A 12970-nucleotide genomic window follows, 5' to 3' on the forward strand; every position below is an offset into this window, starting at 1 on the left:
TTGGTATGATACAAATGTAAATTTATTCGTAAGTGTATACTAAGAGTTGTACTTAAGTTCATCAAGGAGGAAAATAATTATGCCTTTAGTTTCCATGACTGATATGCTGAATAAAGCAAAAGAAGAAAAGTATGCTGTTGGGCAATTTAACTTGAACAACCTAGAATTTACCCAAGCCATTTTGCAAGCAGCAGAAGAGGAAAAATCACCGGTTATTCTTGGTGTCTCTGAAGGGGCAGCTCGTTATATGGGCGGCTTTAAATTCGTCGTTGAGATGGTAAAAGCATTAATGGAAGAGTATAAAGTAACAGTACCGGTTGCGATTCATCTCGATCATGGTTCTAGCTTTGAAATGTGCGCAAAAGCGATTCAGGCAGGTTTCACATCTGTTATGATCGATGGTTCACATCATCCACTAGAACAGAATATTGCCCTAACAAAGAAAGTTGTAGAGCTTGCACACATCCACGGTGTATCGGTTGAAGCAGAGCTTGGCCGCATTGGTGGACAAGAAGACGATTTGGTTGTGGAAGACGCAGAAGCAGCTTATGCGATTCCATCAGAGTGTGACCAATTGGTTCGTGAAACAGGCGTGGATTGCTTCGCTCCAGCCCTCGGTTCTGTTCATGGTCCATATAAAGGTGAACCTAAATTAGGCTTTGACCGCATGGAAGAAGTCATGAACTTAACCGGCGTTCCACTCGTGCTTCACGGAGGTACCGGCATCCCGACAAAAGACATTCAACGTGCGATCTCACTTGGAACAGCTAAAATCAATGTAAACACAGAAAACCAAATAGCATCAGCTAAGACAGTGCGCGAGGTCCTCGCTGAAAAACCAGACCTCTACGATCCGCGTAAATACTTAGGACCTGCACGTGAAACGATTAAAGAAACAGTTAAAGGAAAAATGCGTGAGTTCGGTTCATCTGGAAAAGCGTAAAAGCTTATTTATTCTATAAAGATGTATAAAAGAAACCGCCTTATCCAATTAAGGCGGTTTAAATTTAGAAAAGCGGAAGCGTCCGGTTTGCTCCGACAAGCATAAGATGGGTCGGCGAAGTGGCGTTCTTCAGCCACACAGCTGGATCAGCTTATGACCTCGAGGAGCAGGACACTGCAGCTGGACAAGAAAAGCGGAAAGTGGCCATCTAATAAAAGGAGAGAACTATAATGAAATTATTTATCGATACAGCGAATATGACAGAAATTAAGGAAGCTCATTCTTGGGGTATTTTATCAGGTGTTACGACAAACCCATCTTTAGTAGCAAAAGAATCTGTGCCTTTTCATGAGCGTTTAAAGGAAATTACTAATTTAGTAAGTGATTCGGTTAGCGCTGAAGTAATTGCACTTGATGCAGAAGGAATGATTAAAGAAGGACGCGAATTAGCCAAGGTTGCACCAAATATTACGGTGAAAGTGCCGATGACACCAGAAGGGTTAAAAGCGGTTTCTGTTTTCTCTAAAGAAGGAATTAAAACGAATGTAACGTTAATTTTTAGTGCGAATCAGGCTTTGCTAGCAGCAAGAGCGGGCGCTTCTTATGTTTCACCATTTTTAGGGCGTCTTGATGACATTGGCCATAATGGATTAGATCTGATTGAAACCATCGCTTCTATCTTTGCTATTCACGGCATTGAAACAGAGATCATTGCGGCATCAATCCGTCATCCACAGCATATTACAGACGCTGCTTTACGTGGAGCTCATATTTCAACAGTGCCATTTAAAGTATTAAAGCAAATGTTCAATCATCCTCTAACAGATAAGGGAATTGAAGCATTTTTGGCTGATTGGGATAAACGTCAAGTAAAATAATTCCTCTTTTTTTACATGTTTTGACTCGGTTGGGATAAAATAAAACTAATAAAAACAGCTATCAGCATATCATGAGATAATTCTTTTTCGATGCTTAGCCAGTGCGTGAAAGAAGGGAGCAGAAAATGGAAAAGCTGAAAATTGTGGGAGGTCGTCCGCTAAGAGGTACAATTAAGGTAGATGGAGCTAAAAATAGCGCAGTTGCTTTAGTGCCGGCTACTATTTTAGCGGAATCTCCAGTAACAATTGAAGGGATGCCCGATATTTCCGATATTCATATACTCAAAGGACTGCTCGAGGAAATTGGAGGCAGAGTCACCTTTAGAGATGGCGAAATGGTTGTTGATCCGACAAGTATGGTGGCAATGCCTCTGCCAAATGGCAAAGTGAAAAAGCTTCGTGCTTCCTATTATTTAATGGGAGCGATGCTTGGGAAGTTCAAAAAAGCGGTCATCGGCTTGCCAGGGGGCTGCCATTTAGGACCACGGCCCATTGATCAGCATATTAAGGGATTTGAGGCGCTCGGAGCTGAGGTAACTAATGAGCAGGGAGCTATTTACCTGCGAGCGAACGAGCTCCGAGGAGCAAGAATCTACTTAGATGTTGTCAGTGTTGGTGCCACGATTAACATTATGCTAGCTGCCGTGAAGGCAAAAGGGCAAACGGTGATTGAAAACGCTGCGAAAGAACCTGAAATTATCGATGTAGCTACATTATTAAATAACATGGGCGCCAAGATTAAAGGCGCCGGCACAGATATCATTCGCATTGAAGGCGTGGACAAGCTGGATGGTTGTCGTCATACAATCATTCCGGATCGAATCGAAGCAGGAACGTTTATGATTTTAGCAGCAGCAGCTGGAGACGGCATTGTGATTGATAATGTGATTCCTCTTCATTTAGAGTCGTTGACGGCTAAACTGCGGGAAATGAACGTGCCGGTAGAAATTGGGGATGACAAAATTTTTGTCGGCAAAGCAGAGAAATTGAAAGCGGTAGACGTTAAAACCCTTGTCTATCCAGGATTCCCGACAGACCTGCAGCAGCCGTTTACTTCACTTTTAACAAAAGCAGAAGGCTCTTCTATTGTGACAGATACGATTTATTCGGCTCGCTTTAAGCATATTGATGAATTAAGAAGAATGAATGCCATCATGAAGGTGGAAGGGCGATCGGCTGTTATTAACGGTCCGGTCCGACTCCAGGGCGCAAAAGTAAAAGCAAGTGATTTGCGAGCAGGGGCTGCTCTTGTCATCGCCGGCCTAATGGCAGAAGGATTAACCGAAGTAACAGGGCTTGAGCATATTGATAGAGGATACAGCATGCTCGTGGAAAAGCTCCGTCTTCTCGGTGCAGACCTTTGGCGCGAAGGCCTTTCAGAGGAAGATATTGGCCAAATTAAAAGTGGTTGAATTATTACGCCTCATTTCCTCTCTAATGTGTTACAATATATATGTTAAATAGGTTATACTTATAAGACTTTTAAATTGTAGCTCTAATACGGGAGGAAAACATAAAATGGAAAGAAGTTTATCAATGGAGCTTGTCCGTGTAACGGAAGCAGCCGCTTTATCTTCTGCACGCTGGATGGGAAGAGGACAGAAAATAGAAGCGGATGATGCAGCCACTACTGCTATGCGTGATGTGTTCGACACGATTCCAATGAGAGGAACAGTTGTCATCGGGGAAGGCGAAATGGATGAAGCACCAATGCTCTACATTGGTGAAAAACTCGGCACAGGTCATGGCCCGCTAGTGGATATTGCAGTTGATCCATTAGAAGGTACAAATATTGTGGCATCAGGAGGATGGAATGCACTAGCTGTTCTTGCTGTAGCAGACCATGGCAACCTCCTGCACGCTCCGGACATGTATATGGATAAAATCGCAGTAGGACCTGAAGCGGTCGGACAAATCGATATTAATGCGTCCGTTCTTGATAATTTAAAGGCCGTTGCAAAAGCGAAAAACAAAGACATTCAAGACGTGGTTGCTACCGTATTAAACCGTCCACGCCACGAAGAAATCATCGCTCAGCTCCGTGAAGCAGGTGCCCGTATTAAATTAATCGAAGATGGTGACGTAGCAGCAGCCATCAATACTGCTTTTGACCAGACAGGCGTTGATATTTTGTTCGGTTCTGGAGGCGCTCCTGAAGGGGTTATTTCAGCCGTTGCTTTAAAATGCCTTGGCGGGGAAATTCAAGGAAGATTACTGCCGCAAAATGAAGCTGAAATTAAACGTTGTGAAAAAATGGGGATCGATGTGAAGCAAGTGCTTCGTATGGAAGACCTTGTGCGCGGTGACGATGCTATTTTTGCAGCAACGGGTGTAACAGACGGTGAATTGCTGCGCGGTGTTCAGTTTAAAGGTTCACATGGACAGACCCATTCTGTCGTTATGAGAGCAAAATCTGGTACGGTTCGTTTTATTGATGGCAGTCATAGCTTAGAAAAGAAGCCAAACTTGGTTATGAAGCCTTAATAAGGGATACAATTTTTATGTAATATATTCAACAGCATAGAGCGGGCCTGCGCCGGGGATAACCGGCTCGTCAGCCTGCTTTTGCTGTTTTTCAACGCCACTCTCAATCACGCTCGGAAATCATGTACCCATGCAAGACTCCCTCTTTTTTATTCAATTATTGCCACAACTATCATAAGCGGTTACAATAGATATTATTTTAGAGAAAAGCGGAAGCGGCCTGATTAGCCCGATAGGAGGTTGGAGGGCTCGACAAGGAGTCGTTTTTTGACTCCGACAGAGAGATCGAAACCGCCGTACGGGCTGGCCGCTGCAGCTAGACAAGAGAAAAGCGGAGCCGACTGTCCTGGGGCGACAAGCATAAGACGAAATGGCGAAGTGGCGTTTTTCAGCCACACAGTCAGATCGGCTTATGACCTCGAGCCCCAAGAAGGCGAAGCTGGACAAGAGAAAAGCGGAGCCGACTGTCCTGGGGCGACAAGCATAAGACGAAATGGCGAAGTGGCGTTTTTCAGCCACACAGCCAGATCGGCTTATGACCTCGAGCCCCAAGAAGGCGAAGCTGGACAAGAGAAAAGCGGAGCCGACTGTCCTGGGGCGACAAGCATAAGACGAAATGGCGAAGTGGCGTTTTTCAGCCACACAGCCAGATCGGCTTATGACCTCGAGCCCCAAGAAGGCGAAGCTGGACAAGAGAAAAGCGGAGCCGACTGTCCTGGGGCGACAAGCATAAGACGAAATGGCGAAGTGGCGTTTTTCAGCCACACAGCCAGATCGGCTTATGACCTCGAGCCCCAAGAAGGCGAAGCTGGACAAGAGAAAAGCGGAGCCGACTGTCCTGGGGCGACAAGCATAAGACGAAATGGCGAAGTGGCGTTTTTCAGCCACACAGCCAGATCGGCTTATGACCTCGAGCCCCAAGAAGGCGAAGCTGGACAAGAGAAAAGCGGAGCCGACTGTCCTGGGGCGACAAGCATAAGACGAAATGGCGAAGTGGCGTTTTTCAGCCACACAGCCAGATCGGCTTATGACCTCGAGCCCCAAGAAGGCGAAGCTGGACAAGAGAAAAGCGGAGCCGACTGTCCTGGGGCGACAAGCATAAGACGAAATGGCGAAGTGGCGTTTTTCAGCCACACAGCCAGATCGGCTTATGACCTCGAGCCCCAAGAAGGCGAAGCTGGACAAGAGAAAAGCGGAAGGCGCTCGCCCAGCACGATAGCGGATTGAAGCTCTCGACGAGAAGTTGTTTTTTAAACTTCGACAGAGAGCGAAATCAGCGTACGTGCTAGAGCCTGTAGCTAGGCAGAAAAGCAGACTGGTTCTTTAATACAGCGATCTTAAAGCGTTACTTACAGACCAGCTTCATATACAAGCCTCAAACAGGCATAACTAGATGAAGAATGAATGGCTCATCTTATTTCGTAGGATGAGAATTAAATAAAAGTGTGGTGCGGAAATGGAAGAACTAACAATTTCTTATTTAGAGAATTTAAAACTGAAGGAACTTTATGAGCTAGCGCGCACATATAAGATTTCCTATTACAGCAAATTGACGAAGAAAGAATTAATTTTTGCTATTTTAAAAGCGCGTGCCGAGGAACAGGGCTTCTTTTTCATGGAAGGAGTTCTTGAGATTATTCAGTCCGAAGGCTTTGGCTTTTTAAGACCGATCAATTACTCACCAAGCTCTGAGGATATTTATATCTCTGCTTCACAAATTCGCCGGTTTGACTTGAGAAACGGTGATAAAGTATCGGGTAAAGTACGCCCTCCAAAGGAAAATGAGCGTTACTACGGCCTCTTGCACGTCGAAGCGGTAAATGGAGATGATCCTGAATCTGCTAAAGAGCGTGTCCACTTCCCAGCACTGACTCCTTTATATCCGGATCGCCAAATTAAGCTTGAAACGAATCCAAAAAATCTTTCCACAAGAATAATGGACTTAATCTCACCTGTCGGCTTTGGGCAGCGGGGGTTGATTGTTGCGCCGCCGAAAGCAGGAAAAACAATTTTATTAAAAGAAATTGCTAATTCTATTACGGCTAATCATCCAGAAGCAGAGTTGATCGTACTGCTTATTGATGAGCGTCCAGAAGAAGTAACAGATATTGAGCGGTCTGTTCAGGCAGAAGTGATTAGCTCGACATTTGATGAAGTGCCTGAAAACCATATTAAAGTAGCAGAGCTTGTGCTTGAGCGGGCGATGCGCCTTGTTGAACATAAGCGTGATGTAATTATTTTAATGGATAGTATTACACGGCTTGCCCGGGCTTACAACCTCGTGATCCCGCCGAGTGGACGGACACTTTCTGGAGGGATTGATCCGGCAGCTTTTCACCGTCCGAAGCGCTTTTTCGGAGCGGCGCGTAATATTGAAGAAGGCGGCAGTTTAACGATTTTGGCGACCGCTCTGGTTGATACTGGCTCGCGCATGGATGATGTCATCTATGAAGAATTTAAAGGGACAGGAAATATGGAGCTGCACCTTGACCGTTCACTTGCTGAACGTCGTATTTTCCCAGCTATTGATATTAAACGTTCTGGTACGCGTAAGGAAGAACTTCTTATTGAAAAAGGACAGCTTGATATGATTTGGTCTATCCGCAAAACGATGTCTGATTCGCCGGATCTTGCTGAAAAATTCCTGCGTCGCCTGCGCCAGACAAAATCAAATGAGGACTTTATTGAGCAATTAGTAGAGGAAATTAAAGCGGGCGGTTCATCCAAACGAATTTTATAATTGGTATTTGATTTTTGGACAAACACTTGTTATAATAATACCAGTGTGTTCAGCCTATAAGTACGGAGTAATAACACCGTACTTCGTATAGACAACTCTGTTTCAGAATGATTCAGGGCGGAAGGAGATGACAAGAATGAAAGCAGCTATTCATCCAGATTATAAAAAAGCAATGGTGAAATGTGCATGCGGTAACGAGTTTGAAACTGGTTCCGTGAACGGAGAAATTCGCGTAGAGGTTTGCTCTGAATGCCATCCATTCTATACTGGCCGTCAAAAATTCGCTGATGCTGGCGGACGTGTTGATCGCTTCAACAAAAAATACGGCATGAAGAATAAGTAAGTTGAAAATAAAAAACAGGCAAGGAGTTATCTATAACTGCTTGCCTGTTTTTTGCCTTTTGGGACTGTATGCAAGAAGGAATGTTGAAAGTGAGGCTTACCTATGTATGTAATGAAACAAACCGGATGGGTGGAAGTGATTTGCGGCAGCATGTTCTCCGGAAAATCCGAAGAATTGATCCGCCGTGTTAGGCGCGCACAGTTTGCCAAGCAAAGTGTTATGGTGTTTAAGCCGGAAATTGATAACCGTTACAGCGAGGACTCTGTCGTTTCACATAACGGCTCTGCTGTGATTGCTGTGCCCGTTACGGAATCAGCTGCTATTTTAGCTGCTGTATCATCGGATATCGATATCGTTGCCATTGATGAAGCTCAGTTTTTTGATGAGAATATCGTCTCTGTGGCACAGTTGCTTGCTAACCGTGGTCATCGCGTGATTTTAGCCGGCCTTGATCAAGATTTTCGTGGGGAGCCGTTCGGCCCGATGCCGAACCTTATGGCAATTGCTGAACTCGTCACGAAGCTTCAAGCGGTTTGTACTGTTTGCGGATCACCAGCTAGCCGGACGCAGCGGCTAATTGATGGACAGCCAGCTGGGTATGATGATCCGATTATATTAGTCGGAGCAGCCGAGAGCTATGAAGCACGTTGCCGCCATCACCACGAAGTGCCGCTCACCTCTGTACATAAACAGGAAGCAGCTGCAGAAAAGACCCAATAAGTTACATTTAAAGAGGGCGTCTCCTGGATGCCCTCTTTTTTTGGTGGGGAAAAACGAAGCTTTTTCCAGATAAGCCGCTCTTTATTCCAGATAATAGCGGCTCTTGTCGTGCTAGGCAAGCGCCCTCCGCTTTTCTATTGTCCAGCTGCAGGCGCTAGCACGTACGCTGATTTCGCTCTCTCTGTCGAAGTCTGAAAAGCGACTTCTCGTTGAGAGCTCCAATCCGCTATCGTGTTAGGCAAGCGCCCTCCGCTTTTCTATTGTCCAGCTGCAGGCGCTAGCACGTACGCTGATTTCGCTCTCTCTGTCGAAGTCTGAAAAGCGACTTCTCGTTGAGAGCTCCAATCCGCTATCGTGTTAGGCAAGCGCCCTCCGCTTTTCTATTGTCCAGCTGCAGGCGCTAGCACGTACGCTGATTTCGCTCTCTCTGTCGAAGTCTGAAAAGCGACTTCTCGTTGAGAGCTCCAATCCGCTATCGTGTTAGGCAAGCGCCCTCCGCTTTTCTATTGTCCAGCTGCAGGCGCTAGCACGTACGCTGATTTCGCTCTCTCTGTCGAAGTCTGAAAAGCGACTTCTCGTTGAGAGCTCCAATCCGCTATCGTGTTAGGCAAGCGCCCTCCGCTTTTCTATTGTCCAGCTGCAGGCGCTAGCACGTACGCTGATTTCGCTCTCTCTGTCGAAGTCTGAAAAGCGACTTCTCGTTGAGAGCTCCAATCCGCTATCGTGCTAGGCAAGCGCCCTCCGCTTTTCTATTGTCTAGCTGCAGCGTCCAGCCCGTACGGCGGTTTCAGTCTCTCTGTCGGAGTCAAAGACCGACTCCTTGTCGAGCCCTCCAACCTCCTATCGGGCTAATCGGGCCGCTTCCGCTTTTCTTTTAACGTTGTGCAGGGTTTTTCGATATATTATAATAGTAACATTATGGACGAAATTTGAGGTGACACTATGTTTGACCGTTTACAAGCAGTAGAAGATCGCTACGAGAAGTTAAATGAGCTGTTAAGTGATCCGGAAATTGTCAATAACCCGAGCAAGCTGAGAGATTATTCAAAAGAACAGTCCGACATTCAGGAAACTGTCATGGTGTATCGTGAATATAAAGAAGCGAAGCAGCAATACGAAGAGGCGAAGGCGATGCTTGATGAAAAGCTCGATGCCGATATGCGTGAGATGGTAAAAGAAGAAATCGGTGATCTTGAAGAGCAGCTAGAGCAGCTAAAAGATCGCTTGAAAATTCTCTTGATCCCAAAAGATCCAAATGATGATAAGAACGTTATTATGGAAATTCGCGGAGCGGCAGGCGGAGATGAGGCGGCATTGTTTGCTGGTGATTTATATCGCATGTACAGCCGCTATGCAGAAATGCAAGGGTGGAAAACAGAAGTAATTGAAGCCAATTCCACTGGATTAGGCGGTTACAAGGAAATTATTTTTATGATTAACGGAAAAGGTGCTTTTTCCAAAATGAAATATGAAAACGGTGCTCATCGGGTACAGCGTGTTCCTGAAACAGAATCAGGCGGCCGGATTCATACATCTACTGCTACCGTAGCCTGCCTGCCTGAAGCAGAAGATGTAGAAGTGGATATTCATGAAAAAGATATTCGAGTGGATACCTTCGCTTCGAGTGGACCGGGCGGGCAAAGTGTGAATACAACGATGTCTGCTGTGCGTTTAACTCACTTGCCAACAGGAATCGTCGTTTCGTGTCAGGATGAGAAATCACAAATTAAGAACAAAGAGAAAGCGATGAAAGTTCTCCGTGCTCGCATATACGATAAATTCCAGCAGGAAGCTCAAGCGGAATATGATGCACAGCGGAAGTCAGCTGTTGGTTCGGGCGATCGTTCCGAGCGTATTCGAACATACAACTTTCCGCAAAACCGTGTGACTGACCACCGCATTGGTTTAACGCTGCAAAAGCTTGATCAAATTTTAGAAGGCAAGCTTGATGAAGTGCTTGATGCGCTCATCATGGAAGAGCAATCTTCTAAGCTTGAGAATCTGCAGGACTAATATGTCACAAAAAATATATGAGGCCCTTCGATGGGCTTCTTCTTTTTTAAGAGAGCAAAAGCGGGATGAGAATGCAGGAGAATTGTTGCTGCGCTATGTTGTCCAGATGACTCGTTCAGAACTGTTGGCGAATATGCATGAGCAGTTAACGGAGCAGCAGCAACAGACCTTCACGGACATGGTCAACCGGCATGGAGAAGGTGTTCCCATCCAGCATATGATCGGTCAAGAAGAGTTTTATGGAAGAAATTTTGCGGTAAATGGAGACGTGCTGATTCCTCGTCCAGAAACGGAGGAACTTATTTGGCATACGCTTGAAAGTCTCTCTCGGCATTTTCATCAGAAAAAGGAAATGCAAATGGCGGACATTGGTACAGGCAGCGGAGCGATCGCGATTACAATGAAGCTAGAGCGTCCGCATCTTACGGTGTATGCCTCTGATTTGTCAGAAAAAGCGTTAAACACGGCGAAACAGAATAGTGAGGCGCTGCACGCGGACATCGAATTTTTGCACGGGGATTTGCTTGGACCTTTTATAGAAAGAGGGATAAAACTAGATATTGTTCTATCTAATCCCCCCTACATTCCATTAACGGATAGGAAAGAATTATCCCCTGTTGTGGTTGATCATGAACCTGAGCTCGCTTTATTTGGTGGAGAAGATGGCCTGGATATTTACCGTCGCTTGTGTGAACAGCTTCCTCATGTGTTAAATCCACAAGCATTGATTGGTTTTGAAATCGGAGCCGGCCAAGGAAAGGCTGTATCTGCTCTTTTACAAGGCGCTTTTCCACAAGCAGTCGTTGAAGTGAAAAATGATATTAATGGAAAAGACCGAATGGTTTTTGCAAAAATTTAATAGTTTCATTGTTTAAGTTTTTCTTTTCTGGACAAACTGTTTGCCAGGAGGGGAAAACAATGAATAGATTAATTGCAGGCATTTATTTACTTATACTATCAACAGCTACCATTTTAAGTTTATATATTCCAGATCATGCAGCGGAGGCGGAAGAAACAATCGTCATTCCAAAAGAAGCTATTAGATTGCGTATTCTTGCAAATAGTGATAAGGAAGCTGATCAGGAACTGAAAAGAAAGATTAGGGATGATGTTAACAAAGAAATTACAAAGTGGGTATCTCATCTTGATTCTATGCCGGAAGCCCGCCAGCTTTTGAAAAGTAAGCTGCCGGAAATTCAAAAGATTGCGATGAAGCGCGCGGAGCAGGAAGGGATTAAAACAGATATTAAAGTGAAGTTTGGCCAAGCTAAGTTTCCAACGAAGCTGTACGGGCAGTTTTTATATCCTGCTGGTGAATATGAGGCAATTGTAATTACGATCGGGGAAGGAAATGGTGCTAACTGGTGGTGTGTCCTGTACCCGCCGCTTTGCTTTCTTGATTTTTCAAATGGAACAGCTATCAGTCCGGGAATAGAGGAGAATCATCAATCTAATCAAAAGAAAGAGCCCATTTATGCAGAGGGTGAACCACAAGCTCCAGAAGTGAAGTTGGCCATTGTTGAACTTTTTAAGGGAAAGAAGAAAGAGAAAAAAGAACTTTTCAGACTTGTGGATAAAATGAATAACGATTGATTTTTCAGAAATTTATCCACATTTACCCACAGACTTATAAACAAACCCTCGAAAGTTATCCACATAATGTGGATAATGGGTATGAATTTGTGCATATCTTTCCAATATAATCTTATTTATTAACAAAAAACATAGAACTTATATAAAAAAAGAAGAAGTGAATGATAGGTGAGAAAAATGCAGACAAAATATTGGCATGTGGATAAAGTTGTGGATTCTTTAGCCACATATCCACAAATTGAAGAAGCGGCTGATTTTTTACGGCAAGATGAGGTAGTAGCTTTTCCAACTGAGACGGTATATGGACTAGGTGGGAATGCTCTATCGAACGAGGCAGCTACTAAAATATTCGCTGCAAAGGGCCGGCCGGCTGATAATCCGTTAATTGTCCATATTGCTTCGAAGCAACAGGTAGCAGACGTAGCAATCAATATATCGAAAACAGCTGAGCAGCTCATGGAAGCTTTTTGGCCAGGCCCGCTAACGGTCATTCTAGAAAAGCAGCCCAATCGGCTATCAGAAGTGGTGACTGCCGGGCTTGAGACGGTAGCCGTTCGCATGCCGGATCACCCCGTAGCACTAGCAGTCATTGAAAAGGCTGGTTTACCGATTGCTGCTCCAAGTGCAAATCGTTCAGGAAAACCAAGCCCTACTTCTGCTAAGCATGTGCAAGATGACTTAGATGGGATCATAGCAGGCATTATCGACGGCGGTGAAACGGGGATAGGGGTAGAATCAACCGTTGTAGATTGTACAGGTGATATCCCTATTATTTTGCGGCCGGGCGGTATTACAAAAGAAGAAATCGAAGCGGTTGTCGGTGAAGCAGCCATTGATGCAGCATTGAAAGATGCAAAGCAGCAGCCGAAGTCTCCCGGGATGAAATATAAGCATTATGCTCCAGAAGCTCCTGTCTATTTATTAGAAGGAAGCCGGGAGTGGATTCAGTCACACGTAAGTGAACAGCGTCAACAAGGAAAGAAGGTTGGCGTGTTAACAACAGAAGAAAATCTCTCTTTTTATGATGCGGATGTCATTCTGCCATGCGGAAGCCGGCAGGATTTAAGAACAGTTGCTCACTCTCTGTACGATGTCCTGCGCGCTTTCAACGAAACAGATGTGGATATCATTTATTCTGAGACCTTTCCAGCTGCTGGTGTGGGGCTGGCGATTATGAACCGCCTTGAAAAAGCAGCCGCCCATCGTTGGTTGTATGAAAAATAGAGCTAAAAAAGATTCCGGTTAGCAGCGGCGGC

General features: G+C 45.0%; 12 protein-coding genes. All 12 read left to right on the forward strand.

Annotated elements, in window-relative coordinates; all coding sequences use genetic code 11:
• Positions 1 to 79: 79 nt before the first annotated feature.
• The 12 genes from A8F95_RS08620 (at position 80) to A8F95_RS08675 (ending at position 12938) form a co-directional block, all read left to right on the forward strand.
• A complete protein-coding gene (locus tag A8F95_RS08620) occupies positions 80 to 943 on the forward strand; it encodes a class II fructose-bisphosphate aldolase (protein ID WP_049665341.1) in 864 nt (287 codons plus the stop codon).
• A 230-nt stretch (positions 944 to 1173) separates the two neighbouring features.
• Positions 1174 to 1821, forward strand: coding sequence for a fructose-6-phosphate aldolase (gene fsa, locus A8F95_RS08625; RefSeq protein ID WP_065410146.1), 648 nt, complete (start codon positions 1174 to 1176; stop codon positions 1819 to 1821).
• Positions 1822 to 1946: 125 nt separating this feature from the next.
• Entirely contained in the window at positions 1947 to 3233 is a 1287-nt protein-coding gene (locus A8F95_RS08630) for a UDP-N-acetylglucosamine 1-carboxyvinyltransferase (protein ID WP_049665335.1), read from the forward strand.
• Positions 3234 to 3339: 106 nt separating this feature from the next.
• On the forward strand, positions 3340 to 4305 hold the full coding sequence (gene glpX, locus A8F95_RS08635) for a class II fructose-bisphosphatase (protein WP_049665334.1): 966 nt from the start codon (positions 3340 to 3342) through the stop codon (positions 4303 to 4305).
• A gap of 267 nt (positions 4306 to 4572) precedes the next feature.
• A complete protein-coding gene (locus A8F95_RS08640) occupies positions 4573 to 5532 on the forward strand; it encodes a hypothetical protein (RefSeq protein ID WP_065410147.1) in 960 nt (319 codons plus the stop codon).
• A 229-nt stretch (positions 5533 to 5761) separates the two neighbouring features.
• Positions 5762 to 7045, forward strand: coding sequence for a transcription termination factor Rho (gene rho, locus A8F95_RS08645; protein ID WP_049665330.1), 1284 nt, complete (start codon positions 5762 to 5764; stop codon positions 7043 to 7045).
• 136 nt (positions 7046 to 7181) lie between these two features.
• Entirely contained in the window at positions 7182 to 7388 is a 207-nt protein-coding gene (rpmE, locus tag A8F95_RS08650; RefSeq protein ID WP_049665327.1) for a 50S ribosomal protein L31, read from the forward strand.
• A 102-nt stretch (positions 7389 to 7490) separates the two neighbouring features.
• Positions 7491 to 8108 (forward strand): thymidine kinase, encoded by a 618-nt coding sequence (locus A8F95_RS08655; protein ID WP_065410148.1) that lies wholly within the window; start codon positions 7491 to 7493, stop codon positions 8106 to 8108.
• A 942-nt stretch (positions 8109 to 9050) separates the two neighbouring features.
• Complete coding sequence (prfA, locus tag A8F95_RS08660) at positions 9051 to 10121, forward strand: peptide chain release factor 1 (protein ID WP_065410149.1); 1071 nt, start codon at positions 9051 to 9053, stop codon at positions 10119 to 10121.
• A gap of 1 nt (position 10122) precedes the next feature.
• On the forward strand, positions 10123 to 10980 hold the full coding sequence (prmC, locus tag A8F95_RS08665) for a peptide chain release factor N(5)-glutamine methyltransferase (RefSeq protein WP_065410150.1): 858 nt from the start codon (positions 10123 to 10125) through the stop codon (positions 10978 to 10980).
• Between the two features lie 59 nt (positions 10981 to 11039).
• Complete coding sequence (gene spoIIR, locus A8F95_RS08670) at positions 11040 to 11714, forward strand: stage II sporulation protein R (protein WP_065410151.1); 675 nt, start codon at positions 11040 to 11042, stop codon at positions 11712 to 11714.
• Positions 11715 to 11891: 177 nt separating this feature from the next.
• Positions 11892 to 12938, forward strand: a complete 1047-nt coding sequence (locus tag A8F95_RS08675; protein WP_176713656.1) for an L-threonylcarbamoyladenylate synthase — start codon at positions 11892 to 11894, stop codon at positions 12936 to 12938.
• The last annotated feature ends 32 nt before the right edge of the window (positions 12939 to 12970 follow it).

This window comes from Pseudobacillus wudalianchiensis (assembly GCF_001685015.1).
GTDB lineage: Bacteria > Bacillota > Bacilli > Bacillales > Domibacillaceae > Pseudobacillus > Pseudobacillus wudalianchiensis.